At 53.0% G+C, this 26,150-nt stretch carries 22 protein-coding genes; 15 read left to right on the top strand and 7 right to left on the bottom strand.

The window, feature by feature from the left end:
• Window positions 1–5: 5 nt before the first annotated feature.
• Entirely contained in the window at window positions 6–278 is a 273-nt protein-coding gene (locus tag ACMHXE_RS03830; RefSeq protein WP_025009799.1) for a cory-CC-star protein, read from the bottom strand.
• Window positions 278–1,957 (bottom strand): carbon starvation protein A, encoded by a 1,680-nt coding sequence (locus ACMHXE_RS03825; RefSeq protein WP_101056419.1) that lies wholly within the window; start codon window positions 1,955–1,957, stop codon window positions 278–280. The genes ACMHXE_RS03830 and ACMHXE_RS03825 overlap by 1 nt, the downstream gene beginning before the upstream one ends.
• Before the next feature lie 396 nt (window positions 1,958–2,353).
• Here ACMHXE_RS03825 and ACMHXE_RS03820 point away from each other — a divergent pair, with 396 nt between their 5' ends.
• From ACMHXE_RS03820 to ACMHXE_RS03795, 6 genes are all read left to right on the top strand, one after another.
• A complete protein-coding gene (locus ACMHXE_RS03820) occupies window positions 2,354–3,328 on the top strand; it encodes a nucleoside hydrolase (protein ID WP_413731426.1) in 975 nt (324 codons plus the stop codon).
• Window positions 3,329–3,977: 649 nt separating this feature from the next.
• Window positions 3,978–4,574, top strand: coding sequence for a transcriptional regulator BetI (gene betI / locus ACMHXE_RS03815; RefSeq protein ID WP_101056421.1), 597 nt, complete (start codon window positions 3,978–3,980; stop codon window positions 4,572–4,574).
• Window positions 4,574–6,034 (top strand): betaine-aldehyde dehydrogenase, encoded by a 1,461-nt coding sequence (betB, locus tag ACMHXE_RS03810; protein WP_224867336.1) that lies wholly within the window; start codon window positions 4,574–4,576, stop codon window positions 6,032–6,034. The genes betI and betB overlap by 1 nt, the downstream gene beginning before the upstream one ends.
• Before the next feature lie 9 nt (window positions 6,035–6,043).
• On the top strand, window positions 6,044–7,729 hold the full coding sequence (gene betA, locus ACMHXE_RS03805; RefSeq protein ID WP_413731424.1) for a choline dehydrogenase: 1,686 nt from the start codon (window positions 6,044–6,046) through the stop codon (window positions 7,727–7,729).
• 161 nt (window positions 7,730–7,890) lie between these two features.
• Complete coding sequence (locus tag ACMHXE_RS03800) at window positions 7,891–9,108, top strand: choline transporter (RefSeq protein WP_101056424.1); 1,218 nt, start codon at window positions 7,891–7,893, stop codon at window positions 9,106–9,108.
• A gap of 53 nt (window positions 9,109–9,161) precedes the next feature.
• Window positions 9,162–9,866, top strand: coding sequence for a TorF family putative porin (locus ACMHXE_RS03795; protein WP_109248662.1), 705 nt, complete (start codon window positions 9,162–9,164; stop codon window positions 9,864–9,866).
• Between the two features lie 55 nt (window positions 9,867–9,921).
• Here ACMHXE_RS03795 and ACMHXE_RS03790 read toward each other — a convergent pair whose 3' ends face one another.
• The 3 genes from ACMHXE_RS03790 to ACMHXE_RS03780 form a co-directional block, all read right to left on the bottom strand.
• Window positions 9,922–10,491, bottom strand: a complete 570-nt coding sequence (locus ACMHXE_RS03790) for a DUF1415 domain-containing protein (protein ID WP_115390582.1) — start codon at window positions 10,489–10,491, stop codon at window positions 9,922–9,924.
• A 138-nt stretch (window positions 10,492–10,629) separates the two neighbouring features.
• Window positions 10,630–11,448 (bottom strand): DUF2797 domain-containing protein, encoded by an 819-nt coding sequence (locus ACMHXE_RS03785; RefSeq protein WP_025886611.1) that lies wholly within the window; start codon window positions 11,446–11,448, stop codon window positions 10,630–10,632.
• A 130-nt stretch (window positions 11,449–11,578) separates the two neighbouring features.
• Entirely contained in the window at window positions 11,579–12,082 is a 504-nt protein-coding gene (locus ACMHXE_RS03780) for a glycine cleavage system protein R (protein WP_025009810.1), read from the bottom strand.
• Window positions 12,083–12,256: 174 nt separating this feature from the next.
• Here ACMHXE_RS03780 and ACMHXE_RS03775 point away from each other — a divergent pair, with 174 nt between their 5' ends.
• From ACMHXE_RS03775 to phoU, 4 genes are all read left to right on the top strand, one after another.
• Window positions 12,257–14,515 (top strand): ABC transporter permease subunit, encoded by a 2,259-nt coding sequence (locus ACMHXE_RS03775; protein ID WP_413731421.1) that lies wholly within the window; start codon window positions 12,257–12,259, stop codon window positions 14,513–14,515.
• A gap of 62 nt (window positions 14,516–14,577) precedes the next feature.
• Complete coding sequence (gene pstA / locus ACMHXE_RS03770; RefSeq protein ID WP_101059108.1) at window positions 14,578–16,233, top strand: phosphate ABC transporter permease PstA; 1,656 nt, start codon at window positions 14,578–14,580, stop codon at window positions 16,231–16,233.
• A 32-nt stretch (window positions 16,234–16,265) separates the two neighbouring features.
• Window positions 16,266–17,084: a phosphate ABC transporter ATP-binding protein PstB gene (pstB, locus tag ACMHXE_RS03765; RefSeq protein ID WP_101056426.1), complete on the top strand. Its 819-nt coding sequence runs from the start codon at window positions 16,266–16,268 to the stop codon at window positions 17,082–17,084.
• Window positions 17,085–17,114: 30 nt separating this feature from the next.
• A complete protein-coding gene (gene phoU, locus ACMHXE_RS03760; RefSeq protein ID WP_101056427.1) occupies window positions 17,115–17,819 on the top strand; it encodes a phosphate signaling complex protein PhoU in 705 nt (234 codons plus the stop codon).
• A 247-nt stretch (window positions 17,820–18,066) separates the two neighbouring features.
• On the opposite strand, the gene ACMHXE_RS03755 is transcribed toward phoU, so the two are convergent.
• A complete protein-coding gene (locus tag ACMHXE_RS03755; RefSeq protein ID WP_101056428.1) occupies window positions 18,067–18,450 on the bottom strand; it encodes a VOC family protein in 384 nt (127 codons plus the stop codon).
• A gap of 189 nt (window positions 18,451–18,639) precedes the next feature.
• Between ACMHXE_RS03755 and ACMHXE_RS03750 the strand changes: the two genes are divergently transcribed.
• From ACMHXE_RS03750 to ACMHXE_RS03735, 4 genes are all read left to right on the top strand, one after another.
• A complete protein-coding gene (locus ACMHXE_RS03750) occupies window positions 18,640–19,233 on the top strand; it encodes a DUF502 domain-containing protein (protein ID WP_101056429.1) in 594 nt (197 codons plus the stop codon).
• Between the two features lie 351 nt (window positions 19,234–19,584).
• Entirely contained in the window at window positions 19,585–21,570 is a 1,986-nt protein-coding gene (locus tag ACMHXE_RS03745; RefSeq protein ID WP_101056430.1) for a BCCT family transporter, read from the top strand.
• 24 nt (window positions 21,571–21,594) lie between these two features.
• The gene (locus ACMHXE_RS03740) at window positions 21,595–21,954 is read left to right on the top strand and encodes a YajD family HNH nuclease (RefSeq protein ID WP_025009816.1); all 360 of its coding nucleotides are present in this window, start codon (window positions 21,595–21,597) and stop codon (window positions 21,952–21,954) included.
• A gap of 348 nt (window positions 21,955–22,302) precedes the next feature.
• Complete coding sequence (locus tag ACMHXE_RS03735; RefSeq protein WP_101055895.1) at window positions 22,303–23,829, top strand: peptide MFS transporter; 1,527 nt, start codon at window positions 22,303–22,305, stop codon at window positions 23,827–23,829.
• A gap of 89 nt (window positions 23,830–23,918) precedes the next feature.
• On the opposite strand, the gene ACMHXE_RS03730 is transcribed toward ACMHXE_RS03735, so the two are convergent.
• A complete protein-coding gene (locus tag ACMHXE_RS03730) occupies window positions 23,919–24,179 on the bottom strand; it encodes a DUF1289 domain-containing protein (RefSeq protein WP_263619455.1) in 261 nt (86 codons plus the stop codon).
• 516 nt (window positions 24,180–24,695) lie between these two features.
• Here ACMHXE_RS03730 and ACMHXE_RS03725 point away from each other — a divergent pair.
• Entirely contained in the window at window positions 24,696–26,009 is a 1,314-nt protein-coding gene (locus ACMHXE_RS03725) for a class I SAM-dependent methyltransferase (RefSeq protein WP_413731417.1), read from the top strand.
• Window positions 26,010–26,150: the final 141 nt, after the last annotated feature.

Here is a 26,150-nt window from a genome sequence, read left to right as displayed (position 1 = left end):
TTGTTTCAACAGCATCTGAACTGATCCAGCGGCGAGTGGGGCATACCCATACGCAGGTGCCAGTCATGGAACTTTTCCAGCATCAAGGGCTGTAGCTCCAGAGTGTAGTAACTGGCCGGGTTGGGTACCCCCATCATTTCGGAGAAGATCAGTAGCATAAAAAGATCGTCCTGCTCCCTGCGGGCGCGGGCGACTGCCGAGCGGAAGGGTGCGTTATACGCCTCTTCCGCCAGGTGGCTAAGGTCTTTGACCAATGCCTTGATCTTCGCCAGTTTCATCAGTCGTTCTCCGCCGCAGTTTTACGCGCCTTGAGCGAACGGCTCAGCGTGGCACTGCACTCCAGTGAAATCACTATGGCGGCGATGAGTACCACCAAGTCCAGAGTAAACAGGAACCAATCCTGCTTGTCGTAGAAGCCTTTGAGTTGAATAAGCAGGCCCATGGTGGTCATCACCAGCAGGAAGATAAGCGGAGCCAGGGTATACCACATGGGGCGACCCAGTTTCACCAGCATCACTGTGATCACCAACAATGTCAGGCCAGCCAGTAACTGGTTAGTGGTGCCAAACAGCGGCCAGATCAGCATGCCACCCGAGCCGTCACCGCCGGCGCCGAAGGCCAGCAGCAAGCAGGTGCCCACGGCCAGCAGAGTGGCGACGGCGCCATTTTGCATCCAGTTGAGGTTATAGATGCTGCCCCATTCCTGGAAGATGTAACGCTGCAGCCGCAAGCCTGTGTCCATGGTGGTACCGGCAAACAGCACCACCATTACCGTCAGCAGGGTTTGTGCCATGGTTTCATCCATGCCTATCCCGGATTCGAGGATATTGGCGCCGCCCTTGATAAAGGCGCTGACGCCCCCTTGACCAAAGGCGTGATAGATGGCCTGCCAGTCGGCCAGGGTCGCAAAACCCGCTGTGGCGGCTATGATGGCCGCCAGTGCCAGAGAGCCTTCGCCTATGGCGCCAAAGTAGCCGACAAAACGTACATCCGGCTCTTTATCCAGTTGTTTCGAGGTGGTTCCGCTGGAAACCAGGCCGTGGAAGCCGGAAATCGCGCCGCAGGCAATGGTGACGAACAGCAGCGGTACCAAGGATGGAGTGCCTTCGGGCACATCGGTATTAAAGGCCGGCGCCACTATATCAGGCGCGCCCAGAAGCACGGCGCCGTAGAGCAAGCCTAAGCCGATAAACAGCTGAATACCATTGATATAGTCCCGCGGTTGCAGCAACATCCAGACCGGCAGCAGCGAGGCGATGGCGGCATAGACAAACAGCAGGATGATCCAGCTTTGGTTATCCGACAGCGGCCCCAGGGTTTCCGGCAATGCCAGCGGCATGGATGGGCCGATATAAATCAGCGCGTACAGTGCCGCCACGCCTATAATGGATACCATCAAGAGGTTGATAAGACGACGGTAGATGAGCTGGCCTATGATGAGTGCTACCACAATGGCGCCCCAAACCGGCAGGGTGGCGCTGGGGAAGTTGATCAACTGCTTGGCAATGACAACGGCAAACACGGCGTTAACCATGAGCAGCACCAAAAATATCACTACCATAAAGATGCTGCGGGCCCGTTCACCAATAACATCCCCCGTGACCGCACCTATGGATTTGGCCTTGTTGCGGTTACTGGCCCAGATGGCGCCTGCATCGTGCACCCCGGCAAAGAAGATGGTGCCGAACACTACCCAGAGAAAGGCCGGCACCCAGCCCCAGATAACCGCAATAGCCGGGCCGATAATAGGTGCAGCTCCGGCCACTGAGGTAAAGTGGTGGCCCCAGAGTACATATTTATTGGTGGGCACATAGTCGATACCATCCTGCATTTCGTGCGCGGGAGTCACGAAGTTGGGATCGACTTTGAAGATTTTTTCGCAGATGAATTTTGAATAGACAAAATAGCCGGCCGCCATCGCGCCCAGGCCCATTAACATCAACAGCACAGCATTCATGGGACACCTCTTGTTGTTGTTTTGATGTGTTGATGTTAATGGAAGGTGGTTGTGGCTGATATCAGACTAAAGTCCTATTCGGTCGCAGCTATCAAGAACAGCATTTTTACTGTAGGCGGTTGTCAACAAAGCAATAATTGGCCGTAATATCGCCGTATTTCTTGTGTCTTTTTTGCGTGTTTCACCGCTTATAAGGACTTTCAAGCTTATCCGGATGAAAGCCAAATAGGGTAGTGATTATCTTAAGTGAACAGATATTGTTCTTTTGCTACCGTTTTCGCTAATTAGCGTGGCATTATGGAGCTCATAGCGCGCGATTTGGCGCTAGAATGGCTCGGTGCTACCGGTTGGTTGTGGCACAGATAATATCAATAACATCGCAAAGGAAGCTGGATTGTGACGAAGAAAATTATCCTGGATACAGATCCCGGTATTGATGATGCTATGGCAATTTTGTTTGCCGAAGGTCATGCAGCTGTGGATCTTATCGGTATCACCACAATATTTGGCAACGCCACCATTGAAAACAGCACTTGTAATGCACTGTATCTGAAACAGAAATATGGCATGAAGGCAGACGTGTCCATGGGGGCGGATAAGCCGCTGTTGCGCCCTCCCGTCGGCCCTACCACCACAGTTCATGGTGAAACCGGTTTTGGTGAGCTGCAAGTCAACGCCGCCGATGTCAAGCTGAGCGCCGACCCCCGTCCGGCTTGGCAATATATTGTCGAGCAGCTCAAAGCGCAACCGGGGGAGATCACTTTGGTGGCTGTCGGGCCTCTAACTAATCTGGCGCTGGCGCTGCAGCATGAACCCGGGATCACCAAATTGGTAAAGGAAGTGGTGGTTATGGGCGGAGCCTTCGGGGTCAACGGTCATCAGGGCAATGTCAGCCCGTTTGCCGAAGCCAATATCCATGACGATCCTGAGGCGGCCGATATCGTATTTACCGCCGACTGGCCCGTGGTGATTATCGGTCTGGATGTGACCCATGAGAGTTTCTTTACGCCCGAGTATCTGGATAAGCTGCGCGATGAAGCCGGTGAGCCGGGACGCTTTATTCATCAGATAAGCCGTTTCTATCTTGACTTTTACCAGCGTAGTCTGGGTATTTCCGGCTGCCACGTGCATGACCCCTCGGCCATTGCCTACGTGATAGACCCCAGCCTATTTACCCTGAGAAAGGGACCTGTACGGGTGGTCTGTTCCGGGCCGGCTATAGGACACACAATGCAGAAAACCTATGAGCGGCGCCATCCCCATGATGACTGGAGCGATATGCCGGCGCAAAGTGTTGGGGTAGGGGTACGCGATGATGCGCTGCTTGAGCTGTATCGCAACACCCTGATAGATTTCGGTCGTCAGTCATAGGTTTTGCTGCGGCAGTTATTTTTCTGCTCAGTCGACTTCATCTGTTGCAAGAGCCCGGTATTTGGCCGGGCTCTCTAACCCCTTGCAGGGGCTCTTGTCTTGCGGTTTATCCGCCTTTTCATTTTATTTATCTGTTACCTGTTTCAACATGGTTAAGCGTTAGTCGGTTTCCAGGTTCAGTATTTCTCTTTTTTTAGTCATAACTCCTCATACTAATCACTTTTTCTCATTGTCACCTTATTCTCTGCTTCCCTCGGTAGTCCTCCCCTTATCCACAGTCTCAATCTCAGAGTCCGGCTTCCAAGCAAGCAGGTTCGGTCCGGAGTGACAGGCGTATTTATCTGCGCTATCTGGTTAAATAGTTAGGCATAAGGTTTTGGCTCTAATGATATCTGTTGTAACTATTTTGGGCGGTGAGCGCTTAGATGGTTCTGCGGTGATTTTTCGGTTAACACTTCAGAAATAGCGAAGTTTTGTCGGTGAATAGAAACTTTTTCAGATAAATTTCAAGCAACGTAAGCGTTTGTTGCTGTGAGGTAAATCACTCTTTTGTGACTTGTGTGATCTGAAAGTTCGGTTTTGGTCAGGTTGATAATTACAGTTCAAATCATTAGGCTTGTTTTTAATTGAACGGTCAATTAACAAAAATATGCCTAAGATTGGAATGAAACCTGTGCGCCGCCAGCAGCTGATAGATGCCACTATGGCTTCGGTGGCCGCCAATGGTTTGCACAATACCACCATCAACAGTATCAGCCGCTTGGCTGGGTTGTCGTCGGGGATCATCAGCCATTATTTCGGTGGCAAGCAGGAGCTGATTGAAGCGACATTGCGGCATTTGCTTGAGCAACTGAAGCTGGCTTTGCTGACCCAAACGGCAGAGCGGCAGCTTTCCCCCAAGGCACGGCTGCACGCCATAGTGGCGGCCAACTTCACCGAGTTTCAACGTTCGGGGGCGGCTACCCGTACCTGGCTTAATTTCTGGGCTCAGTCCATGCACGAGCCCGGGCTTGCCAGGTTACAGCAGGTCAACAGTGCCAGATTGAAGAGCAACCTGGCCTTCTCTTTCAAACAGTTATTGCCCAGGGACCAGGCGCTCAAGAGTGCCGAGCAGGTGGCTGCCATGATTGACGGTTTTTGGCTGCGCAGTGCTCTCAGTCCTGAGCCTGAGTTGTCGTTCGCTGCCGCAGAATCCTGGTGTATCGATTTCATTGACCAAAGTCTGGCTTATCACGGAGTACATTGATGACACAGCCTGTTTATCAGAATTTTATTGACGGTCATTATATGGCCAACGCCTCGGGTGAATCCTTTGAGGTGATTAACCCTGGCACCGGCCAGGTGCAATACCACGTTGAAGTGGCCGATGAGGCCATCAAACAGGCGGCCATTGCCAGTGCCAAACGCGGATTTGCCGCATGGTCAGCCATGAGCGCCATGGCGCGTAGCCGGGTGCTGTTGAAGGCTGTGGCCCTGCTGCGCCAACGCAACGATGATCTGGCCAAAATTGAAGTGCTGGATACGGGGAAACCCTGGCAAGAGGCGTCTGTGGTGGACGTGGTCACAGGGGCCGATGCCATAGAATACTTCGCCGGTATCGTGGTGGGCCTGGAAGGCTGTCAGCAAAGTGTTGGTGATGATTTCTTCTATACCCGCCGTGAACCTCTGGGGATTTGCGCCGGTATCGGCGCCTGGAATTATCCTTTGCAGATAGCCTGTTGGAAGTCGGCGCCGGCGTTGGCCGCCGGTAACGCGATGATCTTCAAGCCGTCTGAGGAGACCCCGCTCGGCGCTCTGAAGCTGGCGGAAATCTTTATCGAAGCTGGTGTGCCCGCCGGGGTGTTTAATGTGGTGCAGGGCGCGGCCGAAGTAGGTCAATGGCTGACTCACAGCGAGGATATCGCCAAGGTGTCATTTACCGGCGAAGTGGGCACAGGCAAGAAGGTGATGGCGGCAGCGGCCTCCAGTCTCAAGGATGTCACCATGGAACTGGGGGGCAAGTCCCCACTGATCATCTTTGAAGACGCCGAGCTGGAAGATGCCGTCAGCGCCGCCATGCTGGGCAACTTTTATACCCAAGGGGAGGTTTGTACCAATGGTACCCGGGTCTATGTCGCCCGCAGTCTTTACCCGGCCTTTATCGAACGTTTGCAGCAAAGGATGGCTAATATCAAGGCCGGCGACCCCATGGCGCCGGACACCAATTTCGGCGCCCTGATATCCAGCGCGCACAGAGACAAGGTGCTCGAGTATATCGCCCTTGGACAGGCCGAGGGGGCGAGGCTTCTTTGCGGTGGCAAGCCTTTAACGCCGGACTCGGCCCCCGAAGGTTTCTTTGTTGAGCCGACCGTATTTGTCGACTGTGATGACAAGATGCGTATTTGCCGGGAAGAGATCTTCGGCCCCGTGATGTCTGTACTGATTTTCGACGATGAAGAGGAAGTGATCCGCCGCGCCAACGATACGGCCCTTGGTCTGGCTGCTGCGGTATTTAGTCGTGATATTCGCCGCGCCCACAGGGTGATTCATAGGCTTCAGGCCGGGATCTGCTGGATCAATGCCTATGGCGCCTCACCCTCGGAGATGCCCGTCGGTGGCTACAAGCTTTCGGGAGTCGGCCGGGAGAACGGCAGTGAAACCCTCAAGGCTTATACCCAGACCAAATCGGTTTATGTCGGCATGCAGCCCCTGGAAAGTCCATTTTAAGGAGCCGTTATGAACCAGAATTTCGATTACATCATTGTCGGTGCCGGTAGCGCAGGGTGCGTGCTGGCCAACCGCCTGAGCGAAGATAAAAACAAACGGGTCTTGTTGCTGGAAACCGGCGGCAGCGATCGCAGCATCTTTATTCAGATGCCGACGGCGTTGTCCATTCCCATGAATACCCAAAAGTATGCCTGGCAGTTCGAAACCGAGCCTGAACCGGGTCTGGACAACCGGCGCATGCATTGTCCCAGGGGCAAGGTGCTCGGCGGTTCGTCATCCATCAACGGCATGGTCTACGTTCGCGGTCACGCCCATGACTTTGATGAGTGGCAGGCCAGTGGCGCCGAGGGCTGGAGTTACGCCGATTGCTTGCCCTATTTCAAAAAGGCCGAGACCTGGGCCTTTGGCGGTGATAAGTATCGAGGCGATAGTGGGCCCTTGGGGGTCAATAACGGCAACCGCATGGCTAACCCCCTGTATAAGGCCTTTGTTGATGCCGGTGTGCAAGCCGGGTACCTGGCCACAGCTGATTACAACGGTGCCCAGCAGGAAGGCTTTGGCGCCATGCATATGACGGTGAAAAATGGTGTGCGCTGGTCTACGGCCAATGCCTATCTGCGTCCGGCCATGACACGGGATAATTTGAAAGTGGTGACCGGCGCCTTGGTGCACAAGGTATTGCTGCAGGACAAGGTGGCAACCGGGGTGCGCTATGAATGCGGCGGCAAGTTGCAGCAGGCCATGGTTGGCATGGGCGGTGAAGTGATCCTTTCAGCAGGTCCTGTGGGCTCCCCCCATCTGCTGCAGCTTTCCGGTATAGGTGCGCCCGAAGTCCTTAAAGAAGCCGGTGTTGAGCTGGAGCATGCCTTGCCCGGGGTGGGGGAGAATCTTCAGGATCATCTGGAGTTCTATTTTCAGTTCCGTTGCACCAATCCAGTTTCCCTCAACCGCAAATTGGATTGGTGGAACAAGTTCCTGATCGGCAGCCGTTGGTTCTTTACCAAGACAGGACTCGGTGCCACCAACCATTTTGAATCCTGCGGTTTTATCCGCTCCAAGGCGGGCCTGGCCGCTCCGGATCTCCAGTATCACTTCCTGCCCGCCGCCATGCGTTATGACGGCCGGGAAGCCTTTGATGGCGATGGTTTTCAGGTGCATATCGGCCACAATAAGCCCAAGAGCCGGGGATGGGTCAGGGTACAGAGCAGCGATCCGCACCGGCATCCGCAGATACGTTTCAACTATTTGCAACACCAGGATGATATCGAAGGCTTTCGCGCCTGTGTGCGCCTGACCCGGGAAATTATTCATCAGCCGGCGTTCGATGGTTATCGCGGAGAAGAGATCCAGCCTGGTGCCGAAGTGGAAACCGATGAGCAGATAGATGCCTTTGTTCGTCGCTCGGTAGAGAGTGCTTATCATCCATCCTGTTCCTGCAAGATGGGTACAGATCCCATGGCCGTGGTAGACCCGCAAAACCGGGTGCATGGCATTGAAGGACTGAGAGTCGTGGACTCTTCCGTATTCCCCACCATTCCCAATGGCAACCTCAATGCACCTACCATAATGTTGGCAGAGAAGGCCGCTGATATTATCCGCGGCCGTGAAGCGTTACCGGCCTCTGATGCCACAGTTGTTCTGGCTGACAAGTGGCGAGCACAGCAGCGCTGCCACGCACCCGAGCGGCCTAGCTGATCTTAAAATCCAAGGGGCCAGTCTGCAGTCGGCCCCTTACCCCCTGTCAATGCTGAAATCGGCGCAGCCAAGCCGAGGGCTTTTTGCTGGCCGAAATTCGCCATTAGTCAGGGGCTGGAATTGGAAAAATATAATTTAAATCAAAATTAAAGGGAAAAATTATGGAGCTTTGGCTTTCAGCAGGGATCTTATTTACCTTTGCTATGATAGGGGTGATCCTGTATCGGTGGGGCAACATCCCCTGCGTAGGTGTCACCCCGGTGCGGATCAACACCTTTATCGCTATTTTGTTTACCTCAGGCCTGGATGTTGGCTTGATCATGTTCCCACTGACTGAATTCGGCACTTACACAGATACCAACAGCAGCCCCGAATACGCCTTTTCCAATCCATTGGCAATAGAGTTTGGATTTTGGGCCTTTCTCATCTGGGGTTTTTACTTTGTCACCTGTTTCTATTTTTGCGTCATTGAGCCCAGAGTGAAGTTCTTTGAACTCAAGCCGGTAAAATTCATCAACAACATGGTGATTATCGGCACCTGTGCCTTCACCGCTTATCTGCTGCTCAGCAACTTGCCCTGGTATCTGCCGGAGATGGGCGATGGAGAGTCCATCATAGGCGCCTTCTATCTGATAGTGTTTGCCGTTATAGCCATCGCGGTTTATTCCAGTACCAGCATTAAATACGTCAAGGTGCTGAGCCTGGCCAGTACCTGGCTGTTTGTGGCGCTGATAGCCCTGATGTGGAGCGGTGCATTTTTAGGAGAGAACGGCACTGTCGGCGACTTTATTACCACCTTTTCGTTATTGGGTGATTACTTTGTCGATATCAAACATTTTGTATTGCCCCTCAATGACTATCACGCCTTTTACCTGTTCTGGTGGTTTGCCTGGAGCATAATGATAGGCCAGTTTACCTCGCGTTTTGTCGGTGGGATCAAGACCTGGCAACTGCTGTTGGCCATGATGGTTTTCCCCTCCATTCCGGTCGCTATTTGGTTCAGTGTCCTCTATTTCTATGACACCCGGGCTATCTCAACATCCGGCTTTTATAACTTGGCCATGGTCATGGTGGGCATTACCTTTGTGATTAATTCTTTGGACTCATTGATCCGTCTCTACACAGATAATCTGGGACTGACGGTTGCCAGGTTGGGTAAACGCAACTATCTGCTTGGTAATATCGCCGTGATGGTGCTGCTGACTTTGCTGTTCCAACTGGATTTTCTGGAGATCCAATGGGTAGGGGCTCTGGCCATCGGGCTTATCTTAACCTGCGCCGGTTACATGCTGTTGACCAAGCTGAAAACCTTGAGCCGGATCCAAGGCTCTCCCAAAGAAAACACCATAGATTTTAATAAAATAAAGCTAGCCGACTGATGCAAACTTCAATCTATAAAACTAAAAGAGGAACACAGATGGGTTTAAACACCATGGCAAACTGTCTCAAGTACAGCGGTTTAGCTGCGCTGCTGACACTGACATTTGCAGCCCAAGCCGAATGGTCATCGACCGTGACCCTGGTATCGGATTACAGTTTCAACGGGGTCAGTCAGACAGATGAAGGGCCGGCGTTACAGGCCAGCTTGGATTACAGTAGTGAAAATGGTTGGTATCTTGGCAGTTTTGCTTCCAATGTCGATTTCGGTGGCGCTGATGATACCTGGTTGGAACTTGACGGTTACGCAGGTTATTTCTACCGGTTCAATGAAAACCTGAGCCTGGATGCTGGGCTAGCTTATTACAGCTATCACGGCGAATCCTTTTCCGATGACTACAACTATCCGGAAGCTTATGCCAAGTGGGGTTATCAGTCGCCATTCGGTCAGTCGGAGCTGAATCTCTGGTACAGTTGGGATTACTTTGGTACCTGTGCCGGCCACAGCATAGTGATGCTGGCCCACAGTTTTGAATTGGCGCCTGGTCACCGGCTGAGGTTGAGTTTTGACCGTTCCACATCGGATGATACAGACAAGTGGCAGTGGCAGGGAAGCAGAGGCTATCAACATTATCGCATCGCCTATCAGACTCAATATCACGGCATAGATATTGAGCTGGCAGGTGAAGATACCAGCCTGGACTCGGATAACGCCGATGCCAGGTTGGTGTTTAGCCTGTCGCATAGGTTTACTTTCTAACTACAAGCCTCGATTGCAACAATATTCTTCTATCTCTCAATCACTTTTTGCTTTTTTATAATTTTCGGCTCAGGCAGTTTTGCAGCAGTTTGGCGAAGAATTCGCTGCCCTTGCGGCGGGCAAAGGCGATGTTGCGCTCGGGAATCGACTCAGGATCATCATATTCGGCCAGGGCCTGTTCCATACTGGCTTCACGTATGATGTGCAGGGTCGGATAGGGCGCTCTGTTGGTGTAGTTGGCGGCATCATCCTGGGCCTCCCCTTCGAAACAATAGTCGGGGTGAAAGCTGGCCAACTGGTAAACCCCTTCATAACCCTCTTCGAATAACAGCTGCTCGGCAAAGGCCAACAGATCCAGATAGAGGTGAAAGCCTTCAAAGCCCCTCGGCAGAATGAACAGGCTGGTTTCCGCTTGTGGGTGCTCATCCAGATATTGGCACTCGTCCAGCAACGCCTGCAAGGCAGTATCCATGCGGCTTTCTTCGCAAACTGTGTAACGAATCGAGTCGCGCTCGACTTCCCGCCTGGCGAAGGGGCAGATGTTGTACTTCATGATCACCTCCTTGACCCAAGCCTGGGTCTGGGCGGCGATAGTCTGGGATCCCATCATGGAGTCTGTGGCCATATTCTGCTCTGTCTCTGTGTAAGGGCGTTATTGGCGGCCATCATAGGCAGCCTCTGGGGTACTGGCAAGCACCAAAGGTACTGAGCAATCAAACGGCGCCCATCCAAGTGGCGCCGTTTGTTTGCTCAAATTAAAAAATCAGTAGCTGACTTCCACTTCATAAGAGGTAAATTTGCGGATATTGATTACTCCGGTATCGAAAAGCAGGTACTGCCCCTTGATGCCCATCAGAGTGCCGCTGACAACGGCTTCTTTATCAAAGTTATGGGACTTGATCTTCTTTGGAAACTCACTGACCGGGTAGTGAATTTGCGTCTCTGTCTCGGTCAATCTCTCTATCTTGTAATCACCGCGGCTCATTGCCAGCTCGTGCAAGCGGGTTTCGATACTCGGCAATAGCGTTTCGGCCTTGGCCTTGAGATCTATCTCGTCGTTGTTGCCCTTGAGCATCGCCTGCCAGTTGGTCTTGTCGGCGATCAGTTTGGCCAGTTCGACTTCGATAAGGCCGGAAAGCTGCCTGCTGCTGACCTTGAATATCGGCAGCCCCTGGGTGGCTCCCTGATCCAACCAGCGGGTGGGCAACTGGGTGTGGCGGGTAATGCCGACCTTTATTCCCGAGGTATTGGACAGGTAAACATAGTGGGGCACCATGCAATGGGTGTCACCCCATTCGGGTTCGCGGCAGGTTCCCTGATCATAGTGGCAGGTTTCCGGTTTCATCACGCAGAGATCGCAGCTGGCGAGTTTCTGCATACAGACATAACAGTGGCCCTGGGAGTAACTCTTCTTGGTCTTCTTACCGCAGTTGCAGCAGAAGATGTTACCCGTGTGACTCAGGGTTAAACTCTTGCCTATCAAAGGGTTCAACGCCAGGCGCTGTTCAGCCACTCTGAGGGTGTATTGTGCCAGATGGTTCTCGTCCAGGGCGACGGCCATCTTATCCAGTGTTCCAAGCATAACGACAAAGCTCTGTTCTTGTGATTTTCGCCAGTGTACCAGTTTTCCTAACAGGAATTATCGATTGCACCTCGGTTGCTGCTTTTGCAGGCACTCAAGAGTCAGAGGTCGGGTAGCTGCGGTATCGGGCTCAGGTCAGATTCAGCTTATCCAGTACCAGATCATCACCTATGCTGTAGAGGGATTCGGTCAGGCGCTCCTCCTGCATAGGGTCGGTCAATCCCAGGCTGATGGTGGCCCGAAACAGGGCGATGCCGGTATGGCCCGCGGTTTCAAACTTGCTGCTGAATTGCTCGATATTGATGCCCAGGGCATTGATCCTGTTGGAAATGTCCAGCACCAGCCCGGGCCTGTCGTAGGCCACCAGGTTGAAACTCAGGCGTTTGATATATTTCTGCTGCTGGCCGGCCCTGGCACTGGTGAGCGCCATACCATCTATGCACTCCAGGGCATCGAGCAGGTCATCCCAGTGTTCGCTGGGAACCTCAAGCAGCAAAATAGCGGCAAAAATCCCGTCTATATGACGTAATTCCGAGTCGAGCCAATTGCCGCCGTGGCGGCTGACCGCATGGGCAATCTGCTCAACCAATCCTTTTCTGTCAGGGACTTGCAGTGTGATAAGGTAACGAAGCATGGTAGACAGACTCCTGAATAATGTTAAAAAAAGCTATGTAACACTATTGTCATTTTTGCGTCATATAATCCCAGCCACTCGATAAGGGATGGTCTTACCCGGGTTGGCCGAAACGCAATAACGTACGGTTAATTCGGTAAAAAGCCTAACAGCTATTAATAATAGAGGTTCTTAATGGAAAGTCAGGTCATTCAACCTGCTTCTGCGTCGAAAGATTTGTTGGTGAGCAAAGGCTCCGGCCGCAGAGCCTTCAAGGATAAGGCCGCGCAGATAGGGGTAACAGTGGGCGGAACCATGGTGTTCGTTGCCCTTTTGTTGATCTTTTTCTATCTGCTTTACGTGATTAAGCCGGTGTTTGATAGCGCCAGTGTTAAACCTGTTACTGAGGTGAGCCTGCCGGCCAGTTCAGACAAGACGCTGATGGTGGGCAGTGACGAGCAAAATGAACTGCTCTATCGGGTCGGTGACCAGGGCGTGGTGGATTTTTTCAGGGTCAAAGGCGATCAGCTGCATCAGCAGGTGAAACTGCCAGTGCCGGATTCGAGCAAAGTGGTCAGCAGCGCTGTCAGCGCGCCGAGCCAACAGTTGTTTGCCCTCGGGCTGGATAACGGTCAACTCTTGTTGGCCGGGGTCGAGTTTGGTGTTAGCTATCCCAATAACCAGCGCCTAATCACTCCCAAGGTTAAGTATCCACTGGGGGAGTCGGCACTGACGGTTGCCGAGGATGGCTCGCCACTCAAGAACCTCGCCTTCGGCTATAGCTCCGAGAGTATGAGCTTTGCCTACCAAGACAGCCAGAATCGCTGGCAACTGACCAAGATGGTCGGCGAAGAGAACATGATGACCGAGGAAGTGGAGTGGAACACACAAACCATGCCACTGCCGGATGCGCCTTCCCGTACTGAACATCAACTCATGACCCCGGATCAGCGCCAACTGCTGCTGCAGTCCGGCAACAAGATTTTTGTCTACAAGATTCAGTATGCGGATGAAATATCGCTGCAACAGGTGATAGATGTTGAGAAAGCCAAGGCCAAGGTCACCAGTTTGAGCCTGCTGGCGGGCGCCAGTTCACTGCTGGTAGGCTACGACAGCGGTGTGGTGGCCCAGTATTTTCAGGTGGCCAGCGACCGCGGCCGTGTCTATCAGGAGATCCGCGAGTTTAGCGGTTTGGGTAAGGTGGACACCATAGCCTCTGAGTTCTACCGCAAGAGCTTTGCCACTGTGAGCCCAGAGGGTGAACTGTCTTTGCTTTACACCACGAGTGAGCGCGAGCTGTTCGACAAGAAGTTCGATCTCAAGGCGCCGGGTGTTATGGGCTTCAGCCCCCGCTCCAATGCCTTGATCATTGAAGATGGCAGTAAGCTGCACCTGTACGCGGTTGATAACGACCACCCGGAAGTTTCCTGGAGTGCCCTGTGGAACAAGGTGTGGTACGAAGGTTACCCTGAGCCGCAGTTTGTCTGGCAGTCCACTTCCGGCTCGGATGATTTTGAAGCCAAGCTCAGCCTGATGCCGCTGGCATTCGGTACGCTCAAGGCGGCATTCTATGCCATGCTGTTTGCCGTTCCTCTGGCGATTGCCGGTGCTATCTATACCGCCTATTTCATGTCGCCCAAGGTGCGCAGCATAGTCAAGCCCACCATTGAAATCATGGAAGCCCTGCCGACAGTGATCCTCGGTTTCCTGGCCGGTCTCTGGCTGGCACCGCTGATTGAAGAGCATCTGCCCGGCATTCTGGCCTTGCTGCTGCTGTTGCCGATAAGCATAGTGACCAGTGCCTATGCCTGGTCCAAGCTGCCGGGGCGCATCAAGGCGATACTGCCGGAAACCTATCAGGAACTGATGCTGATCCCGGTTATCTGTTTTGTCGGTTGGTTCTCCTTTGCCATCAGCCCGGCAATCGAAGTGGCCTTCTTCCACGGCGACACCCGCCAGTTCATCACCAATGAATTGGGGATCACCTTCGATCAGCGTAATGCGCTGGTGGTGGGGATTGCCATGGGCTTTGCCGTCATTCCAACCATCTTCTCCATTGCCGAAGACGCCATCTTCTCTGTGCCGCGTCATCTGTCGAACGGCAGCCTGGCCTTGGGAGCTACCCCCTGGCAGACCCTGACCCGGGTAGTGCTGCTGACCGCAAGCCCGGGGATATTCTCGGCAGTCATGATGGGCCTTGGCCGCGCCGTGGGTGAAACCATGATTGTACTCATGGCCACGGGGAACACCGCCATCATGGAGTGGAGCGTGTTTGAAGGGATGCGGACCCTGGCGGCCAATATCGCGGTGGAAATGCCGGAGTCGGCCATCGGCAGCTCCCATTACCGGGTATTGTTCCTCGCAGCCTTTGTGCTCTTTATCTTTACCTTCCTGTTCAACACTGTGGCCGAAGTGGTGCGTCAGCGTCTGCGTGACCGCTACAGCTCACTGTAACGGGAGAGAAATTATGAATAGAACACTAGATGTTTCGCCAATCACCTTAAGGGGTTTGTGCAATGGGTAAGTGGTTTAAATCAGGCTCTCCCTGGATCTGGATGACAGGGGGCGCCGTTAGCCTGAGTTTGATTGCGGTGTTGGGGCTATTGTTACTCATCGCCTGGCGTGGCCTGAGCTATTTCTGGCCCGCGGATATCTATCAGTGGGAGATGCAGGATGACAAAGGCCAGCGCTACACCCTGATAGGAGAGCTGTACGACAGAGAAGAAGTGCCGACCGAGCGGTTGAAATCCGCCGGTTATCACTTCAACTCAGAGCCGGGTGAGTTTGTGACCCGCTATCTGGTCAAGACGGGTAACCGTGAGTTTGTCGGCCTGGATTTCCGCTGGATTCTGGAGACAGATATTTTGTCGCGCTCCACCCCGGAAGGCTTGGCCATGATAGAGCGTACCAAGAACGGTAACTTCTACGGCTATCCTGTGGCCGTGATTGAGAAGGGCCAGCGGCTGGAGCTAGGCGGTGATGTGCAGCACTCACTCGAGGAGCATATCGAGCGCGCAGTGGACCTGGCCGATCAGGCGATGACACTACAGAAGCAGGACATAGGCGCGGTTAACTATGAGCTCGAACGTCTGCGCCTTAAAGAGCGTGGCTATGAGCTTGACGATGCCCTGACGCCTGAGCGCAAGGCCGAGCTTGAGTCCAAGCGTCAACAACTGGATCAGCATTATCAAGGGTTGGAAAAGCAGCTGTTTTCTCTGCGTGAGCAAGCCGGGCGCGACTCTGTGATAGTACGCGACATGCGCGGCGAAGAAGTGACCCTCAGCCTGGATTCGGTGCTCGATGTCAGCTATGTCAACCGCATGGGCTTTATCGACAAGGTTGGCCATTGGTTTGTTGGTCTGGGACGCTTTATCAGTGACGATCCCCGCGAAGCCAACACAGAGGGCGGGGTGTTTCCGGCGATTTTCGGCACAGTATTCATGGTGTTGTTGATGGCCGTGATAGTGACACCATTCGGTGTGGTGGCCGCCATCTATCTGCACGAATACGCCAAGAAAGGGCCGATCACCAAGATGATACGTATCGCGGTGATCAACCTCGCCGGTGTGCCTTCGATTGTCTACGGGGTGTTTGGTCTGGGCTTCTTTGTCTATATGTTGGGGGGCTCGCTGGATCAGCTGTTCTATCCAGAGGCGTTGCCGTCGCCCACCTTTGGCTCTCCCGGGGTTATCTGGTCGGCACTGACTTTGGCGATTCTGACCCTGCCTGTGGTGATAGTTTCCACCGAAGAAGGCTTGTCACGTATTCCAAGCTCAGTGCGTCAGGGCAGCCTGGCACTGGGGGCCACCAAGGCCGAAACCCTGTGGCGGATTATTATCCCCATGGCCAGCCCGGCGATTATGACAGGGCTTATTCTGGCTGTTGCCCGCGCCGCCGGCGAAGTGGCACCCTTGATGCTGGTGGGGGTGGTCAAGTTGGCGCCTACCTTGCCTGTGGATATGAATTTCCCCTTCGTGCATCTTGAGCGTAAGTTTATGCACCTCGGGTTCCATATTTATGATGTCGGTTTCCAGAGCCCCAACGTAGAAGCGGCCAGGCCTTTGGTCTATGCCACCTCGTTCCTGCTGGTATCTGTGATCGTGGCACTCAACCTGACGGCTATCAGCGTGCGCAATCATCTGCGTGAAAAGTACCGCTCGCTTGAACACTAATTGACGATTATCCTGAAGTGATAGGACAGAATATGATTTCGATAGACTCATCGGTAATGAATACTGAGACGCTGGATCTGGCGAACCTGCCTGCCGAAGAGACGGCGCTGGAGATCCGTAACCTGGATCTGCGCTATGGTGACAAGCAGGCGCTGTTTGATGTTTCCATGAAAATCCCCAAGAAGAAGGTCACCGCCTTCATCGGCCCCAGTGGTTGCGGTAAGTCCACCTTGCTGCGCTGCATCAACCGGATGAATGATCTGGTGGATAACTGTTATATCGACGGGGAGATCTTGCTCCATGGCCAAAACATCTACGACAAGAAAGTGGATGTCGCGGCGCTGAGACGCAATGTGGGCATGGTGTTCCAGCGCCCCAATCCTTTCCCCAAGTCCATTTATGAAAATGTGGTCTATGGTCTGCGCCTGCAGGGCGTGAACAATCGCCGTGAGCTGGATGAAGCCTGTGAACGTTCACTGCGCGGCGCCGCCATCTGGGATGAGGTGAAAGACAGACTGCATGACAACGCCTTCGGACTATCCGGTGGTCAGCAGCAGCGTCTGGTAATTGCCCGGGCGATTGCCATCGAGCCGGAAGTCTTGCTGCTTGATGAGCCGACTTCGGCACTGGATCCTATCTCTACCTTGACCATCGAAGAGCTGATCTCTGAGCTCAAGTCCAAGTACACTGTGGTGATAGTGACCCACAACATGCAACAGGCTGCCAGGGTGTCGGACCAAACCGCCTTTATGTATATGGGCGAGCTGATCGAGTACTCGGATACCAACACTATTTTTACTACGCCAAAACAGAGTAAGACCGAAGATTATATTACCGGCCGCTACGGTTGATAAACGCTGCGTCCGAGCAAGGGGAAGCAAATGGAAAACAAGAACCTGAATAAACATATCTCAGGCCAGTTCAGCGCCGAACTGGAAGATATCCGCAACCGGGTACTGGCCATGGGCGGTATGGTAGAGCGCCAGCTGGAACAGGCGCTGGATGCTCTGGGCAGCCTGGATGCTGAATTGGCACAGAAAGTGATAGAAGGCGATCACAAGGTCAACGGCATGGAGGTGATGATAGATGAAGAATGCACCCGCATCATTGCCAAGCGGCAGCCGGCGGCCAGTGACTTGCGTCTGGTGATAGCCATCTCCAAGTCTATTGCCGATCTCGAACGCATCGGCGATGCCTGTGTTCGTATCGCCAAGGCGGCACAAGAGAAGCGCAGCAATAATCAGCAGCCGCTGCTGGTCAGTATTGAGTCCATGGGGCGTCATGCCACCCGCATGTTGAATTCTACCCTGGATGCGTTGGCGCGGATGGACGCCGACTCGGCGCTGGAGCTGCACAAGGAAGACGCCAAGCTGGACAAGGAATATGAAGGCATTATTCGCCAGTTGATGACTTACATGATGGAAGATCCACGCTCTATTCCCGGTGTGCTGGATGTGCTCTGGGCTGCCCGCGCGGTTGAGCGGGTAGGGGACCGCTGCAAGAATATCTGTGAGTACGTGATTTACTACGTAAAAGGCAAAGACGTACGCCATGTCTCCTACGAGGAGATGGAAAAAGAGCTGTAAGCTCTTATCCGCGAGCCTTAGAGAAAGCCGCTTGCATTCAAGCGGCTTTTTTGTCGCTGTTTGGGTCGGTGCAGCTCGGTTAGCTGCACCGACCGGTCAACGGAGACTTAGTCAACAGAGACTTAGTCAACTGGGGACTTGGTCAATAGAGCACTTGGTCAACAGAGACTTAGTCAACTGGGGACTTGGTCAATAGAGCACTTAGTTAACAGAGCACTTAGTCAAAGCAGTCTCGTCAAAGCCCAGCCTAGTCAACACGATATTCTGCCAGTTCGATCAGGTTGCCGTCAGGATCGCGAATATAGACTGAGTCTATCGGGCCTGTGGCGCCGGTACGGGCGACGGGGCCCTCTTCGATGTCGATACCCACGGCACTGAGATGTGCCATAGTATCCTTGAGTGAACCACAGGTGATAAAACACAAGTCCGCCGAACCGCTTTGGGCTTTGGCGGCATTGGGGTAGTATTCGCGGCCAAGCTGGTGCAGGTTGATTTTCTGATCGCCAAATTGCAGCGCCGTTCTGTTATCGGCAAAGGTTTGGCGTTTCATGCCCAATTTTTGGTAGAAGGCGACACTCTGCTCTATGTTGCGGACGGTCAACACCAGGTGGTCCAGTCGGGTTACGCGCATGCTGTTATTCTCCTTATCGCGCCCGAGAGACCCTGCGGCCTTTCGGGGTAATGCACAACATTTTGCTATCGATTTGCGTCTCTGTCAGGATACAGAGTTGAGCGCCTGTTGGGGAAGGGGCTACCGAGAAACCTTCCTTTGAGCCTCTGTCCTGCGCCCTATACAGTCTTAAGTATCAAGAGGAATTCAATGAAACAAACCCTGATCCGCGGCTTGCTTAATCTGCTGCCCATGGCGCTTAGTCTCTGGCTGTTCTGGTCCCTGTTTGAATCTCTCGACAGTCTGGGCAAGTTACTCTTCTCTCTGCTGGGCATGGACACTGTGTTCATCGGAGCCGGTTTTATTCTGGTCACAGCCTTGGTATTTATTGCCGGGTTACTGTTTTCTGTTAGCCCCATCGTCTGGCTCTGGAGCTGGATTGAGCGGCAGTTGATGCGCTTTCCCCTGTTCAAGTCCGTCTATGGCAGCATTCGTGATATCGCTTCTTTGATGAACCGTGATGGCAGCAAGCCCAAGTCGCAGCAGACGGTATTGGTGCGTCAGGCAAACGGTGGTTTCGTGGTCGGCTTTATTATGACAGACAAGCCGCCTCAGCCGCTGCTCGATGCCTTGCCCGATGGGGACTGGGTGCCTGTGTTGTTTCAACTCTCTTACCAGATGGCCGGAGTCACCAGCCTGGTCAAGCGAGAGGATTTGATTATGGTGGATTGGTCATTCGAGGAGGCGATGCGCTTTAATCTGACTGCGGGCATTTCGCAAACACCCAAGGTCGTCAAGGACTAAGGTGGTGATTTTTTGAGCGGGAGTTGCCATGAACTCCCCATTTTATTCATTTTTGTGTATAATCGGCGCCGATTGTTGCCAAAAGTAGCAGTTTGTGTCTGAGTCGATTGCCATTCACTATGCCACGGTAATCTTGTCTGTCCTGCCAACACTTTGATCCCGGCGGGCCCTATCTCTTCCATTTAAATCAAGCCGAGAGCTTGTCCGCGGAAGGGTGTCACATATTGCACATAAACACTCTATAAGCTTTTGGTGTGGCTTTGGATAAGCGTTGTCCCCGGCTGAGTTCCGCTATAATTTAGGAACTTGCTCGCAGGCGGCGCTAATTATCCGTAAAAAGGAGCGCAAAATTTGATTAAGTCGAGTATTAATCCTCCGGTGTTTTTTTCGTCACTGATCTGTATCGCTATTCTGGTGTTTGTCGGCGCCGTCTGGCCGAATGAAGCGCAGGAGCTATTTAAGTCAGCTCAATCTTGGCTGGAGCTGAAGGCGGGTTGGCTCTACATCATGGGGGTGGCTATTTTTTTGGTATTCATCATCTTTGTGATGGTGAGTCGCTTCGGTGATATCAAGCTTGGGCCGGATCATGCCGAGCCGGATTACAGCTACAAGAGCTGGATTGCCATGCTGTTCTCTGCCGGTATGGGCATAGGCTTGATGTTCTTCGGGGTCGGTGAGCCTGTGATGCATTATCTGGCGCCACCGGATGCGGATCCCCATACAGTTGAAGCCGCCAAAGAGGCGATGAAGATCACCTTCTTTCACTGGGGCATTCACGCTTGGGCCATCTATGCGGTAGTGGCCTTGAGTCTGGCCTATTTCAGCTATCGGCATAAGTTGCCACTGCTGCCACGAAGCGCACTTTACCCTTTGATTGGCGAACGTATTTATGGCCCTATAGGCCATTGTGTCGACACCTTTGCCGTGCTTGGCACTATGTTTGGTGTCGCTACCTCCTTGGGTTTCGGGGTATTGCAGGTCAACTCAGGGCTCAATTATCTGTTGGGTGATATATTCCCTATCAATACCGGGGTGCAGGTAGCACTGATCATAGGTATCACGTTGATCGCCACAGGCTCTGTGTTTTCCGGCCTGGATAAGGGCGTAAAGCGCTTAAGTGAGCTTAACCTCGGGTTGGCTTTTGTGCTGATGATGATAGTGCTGCTGTTCGGGCCTACGGTCGCACTGCTGCAGTCTTTCGTGCAAAACACAGGCAGTTATTTGAGTGAACTGGTGAGCAAGACCTTTAATCTCTATGCCTATGAGCAGAAGAATGACTGGCTCGGTGGTTGGACTCTGCTTTACTGGGGCTGGTGGATCTCCTGGTCACCTTTTGTCGGTACCTTTATCGCCCGGGTCTCACGTGGCCGTACCATTCGTGAGTTTCTGGTGGGGATTTTATTTGTTCCCAGTGGTTTCACCTTCCTGTGGATGACTGTTTTCGGTAACTCGGCGATTGATGCCATCATGAATCATGGCGCCGAATATCTGGCAACGGCGGTTTCCACCGATGTGTCGGTCGCCCTGTTTACTTTCTTTGAGCATTTGCCGCTCTCTAATCTGCTGTCCATTATCGCCGTGTGTCTGGTGGTGACTTTCTTTGTGACTTCGTCGGACTCAGGCTCTTTGGTGATTGATAACCTGACTTCAGGCGGCGATGCCGGTGCACCTGTATGGCAGCGGATTTTCTGGGCCCTGATGCAAGGTGTGGTTGCTTCTGTACTGCTGCTCGCCGGTGGCTTACAGGCGTTGCAAACGGCAGCGATTGCCAGTGCCATGCCGTTCTTGTTGGTGATGCTGCTTATTTGCTTTGGCCTGTTCAAGGCGTTGCAGGATGACTGGCTCAAAATCAACAGCGTGCAGCTGCATACCACCAGCGTGCAGTACGCCAGAACCAGCGTGTCCTGGGAAGACAGGATAGATGTGCTGGTGTCGCATCCCTCCTATGAGCAGGCACGCCACTTTGTCGACAACGTGGCAACGCCAGCGCTGTCCAAGGTTTCTCAGGGCTTCTTGTCCCGCGGTATCAATGCCGATCTCCAGTACGATGAAGACAGGGTGAGACTGGTTATTGAAAACGAAGAGGTGCAGACCTTTGTCTATGGTTTGCGGATCCGCGCCTTTACTCTGCCTGTGACCCATCAAACTCAGGAAGAGGGTGATGATGAATCACAAAATAACTACTTCCGGGTTGAAGTCTTCCTCGAACACGGCGGACAGTATTATGATGTGATGGGTTATACGGAAGAGCAGATCCAGGCAGATGTGGTGACTCAATATGAGAAACACCTGCACTATCTGCATCTGTCCAGCGCAGAATATGTAGAGGGCCCTTAAGGGCCCGTTCACCGGAAAAGAAAGATGGCAGAACAGAGTAAATTGGATCGGGTGCTGGCACAGGCCCGTGAGTATCAGGCGAGTCGTGAAAAGGGCTATCGGGAGCAGGCGCTCAAGCTTTATCCCTGGGTCTGTGGCCGCTGTGCCAGGGAGTTTACTCACAAGAATTTGCGTGAGTTGACAGTCCATCACAGAGATCACAATCACGACAACAACCCTTCAGATGGTTCCAACTGGGAGCTGTTGTGTCTCTACTGCCATGACAACGAGCACTCCAGGTTTGAAGAACTGGTGCAGTACGGCGATACCAGTGAAGCCAAACAGGCGCCGGCGACCTTTAATCCTTTTGCTGATCTCAAGGCGAGAATGGCGGCCAAAGACTGACCGCCATTCTTGTCAAAGCTTAAGCTATTCGATGTAAAAACCGTCCATCAAAGGGCGGTTTTTTTATATCAAAGGCGCCGATAAAAGCGATTCTAATCTTGGCTGATCGATGATTTTGATACTGATAAGAATTCGCATTAACTAATGGCAAGCCTTATGACAGCTGGGTTTGCTCCGCTTTACTCTTTAGAACAATCCTGTTTTGTTTAAAAAGTAATCAATGGGATTTGAGCTGAGTAGGAGAATTGCGACAAAGTGTGTTTTGCCCCAGAGTTTGCGTTGGATTGTGCGGCCTGCAGTTTTATACTCGTCTGACAATTATTTCAAATCAAGATGGAAGCAAGCAAAATGACATTAGGGTCTCCTAAGGTAAGCAAGACACATTCTTTTATGACTGTGTCACTTATCGAGCTATGGGAACGTTTCGGTTATTACGGTATGCAGGCGCTTATCGTGTACTTCATGGTACAGCGTCTAGGGTTTGAGGACAGTCGCGCCAACCTGGTATGGAGTGCCTGTGCCGCATTGATTTATGTGTCGCCGGCGATTGGTGGCTGGGTCGGGGATAAAATTCTCGGTACCAAGCGCACCATGTTGCTCGGTGCCGGTATCCTGTCTCTGGGTTATGCCTTGATGACAGTGCCGACCGAAAACACCTGGTTCCTGTTTTCGGCTCTGGGGGTAATTGTTGTCGGTAACGGTTTGTTCAAGCCCAATGCCGGTAACCTGGTGCGTAAAATCTATGAAGGGGACGACTCCAAGATAGACAGCGCCTTTACCATTTACTACATGGCGGTGAACGTAGGTTCCACCTTCTCCATGTTGTTGACTCCCTGGATTAAAGATTACGTCAATGCCAACTATGGCAACGAGTTCGGTTGGCATGCGGCCTTTGCCGTCTGCTGCGTGGGTCTGCTGGTGGGACTGGGTAACTACGCCATGATGCGTAAAACTCTGGCCAACTATGGCTCAGAGCCGGATACCCGTCCGGTGGAAATGAATAAGCTGTTTGCGGTACTCGGCCTGGCGGCCCTGTCTGTAGTGGCTTCAGCCTTTATCCTTGAATATGAAGATGTGGCCCGCGCCTTTGTTTACACCGCAGGTGCTGCCGTACTCGGTATCTTTATCTACCTGATTAAAAACAGTGAAACCAGTGAGCGGGCCGGTTTGATAGCCGCCTTGGTACTGACGGTACAAACAGTATTCTTCTTTGTGTTCTACCAGCAGATGTCTACCTCGCTGGCGCTGTTTGCCCTGCGTAACGTCGATTGGAACTTCCAGGCCTTTGGTGTCGATCTGTGGACTTGGTCACCGGCGCAGTTCCAGGCCTTGAACCCTATCTGGATCATGTTGCTTAGCCCTGTGCTGGCCTGGGTTTATGCCTCTGCCGGACGTAACAACAAGGATATTTCCATCGCCGCCAAGTTCGCACTGGGCTTTGCCGTAGTGGCTCTGGGTTTCTTCATCTACAGCTTCGCCGGTATGTTCGCCGTTGATGGCAAGACCTCTTCCTGGGTGATGATCTGGGGTTATGGTGCATACTCACTCGGTGAGCTGCTGGTAAGTGGTTTGGGCTTGGCTATGATTGCCCGTTACGTACCTGAGCGCATGGGTGGCTTTATGATGGGGGCTTACTTCGTCGCCTCGGGCATCTCTCAGTATCTGGGTGGTGTGGTGGCCAACTTCGCCAGTGTGCCTAAGAACATCACAGATCCGCTTGAGACTCTGCCTATCTACACCAGCTTGTTTAACAAGTTGGGAATAGCGGCGCTGGTTTGTACCTTTATCGCGTTGGCGGTATTGCCGCTGATGCGTCGTTTGACTGAAACTCATCATTCCCATAACGGAAATGGTTCTGCCGACTCAGCGCAGTAATGTCTGAGTGACCTATAAATCCCCAAAAGACCGCAATCGCGGTCTTTTTCTTTATTGAAGTCTGGGTTGCCTTGAACGCTTAAGCTATATCACTCTTTTTTGCTTGTTTTGCTCTTGTCGCTATGCCCAAGCCTGGCCTCTGCCTCAAGGTATTTGGCTCTGCTGATAATGCCGCTGTTTTCCATGCCCGAAAAGGCGCGTTTTCGCTCCGGGAGTTTGGCAATAATGGCGCGTTTATCTTTATCCGGGCAACGGCTCCAATTGACGATTTCATCTATATGGCGCAGGCAACCCATACAAAAGTCGTCTTCATTGAGGCCGCAGCGCGCCACGCAGGGAGATTGGATCATTCAACATCCTTCTTATCAATATTCTGTTCAGCGGCGGAGTGTAGCGCCGTGAATTGGCGCGATTGATTTCGCTCGACCAATCTCACTCGACCATTTCATTAGATTGAGTTCGTTCGATTGTTTTGTCAGCTTGAATGCACCAGTCTATTGCGGCAGGTGCAAAGGTAACAGCTTTGAGCAAATTTATACCTGAAAACAGCGGCGGCAGCTTTCATTGCCAGGCCGCCAGGAAAGATGATAATCGGGCTTTAGACATAGTTTATTGAAGCAATAATCCACTTTTAATCAATTTGTTATGTGAATTTGTCTTTACTGCTGGTTTTTCCCTTGGCTGTAAAGCTACCAGCAAGCGGGAGACTCAACCCCAGTTTTTTCGCAGGCTTTGCCCCCTGTTTCCTGCTTGGGTGGCGCTATTTTCCTCAAAGGCAACCAGGGGCTATAATACGACCCTTTTAAGTTAATCGGGCCAGTAAAATGTGTGACTGCCAACAGAATTCCCCCCGGCAAGCCGAGCCAGTGGCCGGCAGGGTTGAAACCCAGCTGACGGCAGTTGATTGCAGCTTGCCCGAGGTGAAAGCAGAGCTTCGACAGCTCAGTCAGTTGTTGCTCTCAAGCCGCGCGCTTTGGAGTGTCAGGAGTTTCGAGCACCACAAGCTTCCCTGGCAGCAGCGCTTTGCCAAGCTGGCCGCGGCGCTTTGGGCTATTGATGACGATGCGCTCGAGACTGTGGATGCCAGTCAGTCATTGTTGTTGGCAAGGCTCTGGCCGGCCTTGGCTGCAGATTTGAGCGAGCAGGAATTGGCCCTGTGGGACAAGAGACACTTTGCCTGGCATCTCTTTGATTATCCGGCACCTGAGCTGGATAATGGCCAACCTAAGCTTTGCGCGTCAACCGAGGCCCGGCTCAGTGCCGGTATCAAGGGCCGAAAATGGCAGCAGATAAGCCGCTTTGCCAATACCATAGCCACCCATAACAACCCCTTTCCTTTATTGGAGTGGTGCGCCGGAAAAGGGCATCTCGGGCGCCTGCTCAGCGCCTTGAGCGGCAAGGCGGTGTTGAGCCTGGAGTGGCAAGCATCTTTGTGCGAAGCCGGCGAGCTAGCGGCAAAGAAACGTAACTTGCCGCAGCAATTTGTCTGTGCCGATGCCTTTGTCGCCGAGCCTTGTTATCTCAAGCCCAAGCAGCATGCTATTGCGCTGCATGCCTGCGGCGAGCTGCACCTGACGCTGCTGCGCCGCGCGGTTGCAAGTGGTACTGCCGTGGTCTCGGTTTCCCCGTGTTGTTATCATCTCTTGCCCTCCGGCGATATCACTCCCTTGAGTCAAGGCGCCCAAGAGCAGGCGCTGCGACTGGATAAGACGGCGCTGCAACTGCCGCTTAATCACAGTGTTATTGCCAATCAAAAGGCGCGCGCCGACAGGATCAAAGAGGTCAGTTGGCGGCTCGGATTCGATAGTCTGCAGCGTGAGCTGCGCGCTCAGGACACTTATCTGCCACTGCCTGCGGTGCGGCAGAGTCAGCTTTCCGGCAGCTTCAAGGACTTCTGTCTTTGGGCCGCGGCGCAAAAGGGAGTGCTATTGCCTGAGGCGGTGGATTTTGCCGCCTATCAACGCTTGGGGGAGCAAAGGCGCAGATTAACCGCTCGTATTGACTTGGCGGCACATCTGTTTCGGCCGGTTATTGAACGGTATCTGCTGCTCGATAGGGTATGTTTCCTGTTGGAGGCCGATTACCGGGTGCAGCTCGGCGCCTTTTGTGAGCAGGCCACCACGCCGCGCAACGCCTTAATCCATGCCTGGTTGCCTGGTTGCCTGGTAGCCGCTAAATGAAACAACAAGGCCCGCTTGGACAGAGATGCCTCTCAAGCGGGGAATTAGTCGGCGCCAAGTACCGGCTTAATGCGTTTTTTATTGAATACCCCGGCGTTTCTTGGTCAAATGACGCCAGCCTGGGGCATAAGACTTAATTAT

Origin of the sequence: Shewanella sp. BJSY2023SW007 (genome assembly GCF_047314525.1) — a bacterium.
Taxonomy (GTDB): Bacteria; Pseudomonadota; Gammaproteobacteria; order Enterobacterales; family Shewanellaceae; genus Shewanella; species Shewanella chilikensis.
The sequence above is the reverse complement of the archived record's forward strand: the minus strand, read 5'-3'. Positions and strand labels throughout refer to the sequence as shown.

Coding starts and splice junctions, on each gene's coding strand:
- ACMHXE_RS03830 (WP_025009799.1), bottom strand. CDS start 278: ATGAAACTGGCGAAGATCAAGGCATTGGTCAAAGACCTTAGCCACCTG.
- ACMHXE_RS03825 (WP_101056419.1), bottom strand. CDS start 1,957: ATGAATGCTGTGCTGTTGATGTTAATGGGCCTGGGCGCGATGGCGGCC.
- betI (WP_101056421.1), top strand. CDS start 3,978: ATGCCTAAGATTGGAATGAAACCTGTGCGCCGCCAGCAGCTGATAGAT.
- betB (WP_224867336.1), top strand. CDS start 4,574: ATGACACAGCCTGTTTATCAGAATTTTATTGACGGTCATTATATGGCC.
- betA (WP_413731424.1), top strand. CDS start 6,044: ATGAACCAGAATTTCGATTACATCATTGTCGGTGCCGGTAGCGCAGGG.
- ACMHXE_RS03800 (WP_101056424.1), top strand. CDS start 7,891: ATGGAGCTTTGGCTTTCAGCAGGGATCTTATTTACCTTTGCTATGATA.
- ACMHXE_RS03795 (WP_109248662.1), top strand. CDS start 9,162: ATGGCAAACTGTCTCAAGTACAGCGGTTTAGCTGCGCTGCTGACACTG.
- ACMHXE_RS03790 (WP_115390582.1), bottom strand. CDS start 10,491: ATGGCCACAGACTCCATGATGGGATCCCAGACTATCGCCGCCCAGACC.
- ACMHXE_RS03785 (WP_025886611.1), bottom strand. CDS start 11,448: ATGCTTGGAACACTGGATAAGATGGCCGTCGCCCTGGACGAGAACCAT.
- ACMHXE_RS03780 (WP_025009810.1), bottom strand. CDS start 12,082: ATGCTTCGTTACCTTATCACACTGCAAGTCCCTGACAGAAAAGGATTG.
- ACMHXE_RS03775 (WP_413731421.1), top strand. CDS start 12,257: ATGGAAAGTCAGGTCATTCAACCTGCTTCTGCGTCGAAAGATTTGTTG.
- pstA (WP_101059108.1), top strand. CDS start 14,578: ATGGGTAAGTGGTTTAAATCAGGCTCTCCCTGGATCTGGATGACAGGG.
- pstB (WP_101056426.1), top strand. CDS start 16,266: ATGATTTCGATAGACTCATCGGTAATGAATACTGAGACGCTGGATCTG.
- phoU (WP_101056427.1), top strand. CDS start 17,115: ATGGAAAACAAGAACCTGAATAAACATATCTCAGGCCAGTTCAGCGCC.
- ACMHXE_RS03755 (WP_101056428.1), bottom strand. CDS start 18,450: ATGCGCGTAACCCGACTGGACCACCTGGTGTTGACCGTCCGCAACATA.
- ACMHXE_RS03750 (WP_101056429.1), top strand. CDS start 18,640: ATGAAACAAACCCTGATCCGCGGCTTGCTTAATCTGCTGCCCATGGCG.
- ACMHXE_RS03740 (WP_025009816.1), top strand. CDS start 21,595: ATGGCAGAACAGAGTAAATTGGATCGGGTGCTGGCACAGGCCCGTGAG.
- ACMHXE_RS03735 (WP_101055895.1), top strand. CDS start 22,303: ATGACATTAGGGTCTCCTAAGGTAAGCAAGACACATTCTTTTATGACT.
- ACMHXE_RS03730 (WP_263619455.1), bottom strand. CDS start 24,179: ATGATCCAATCTCCCTGCGTGGCGCGCTGCGGCCTCAATGAAGACGAC.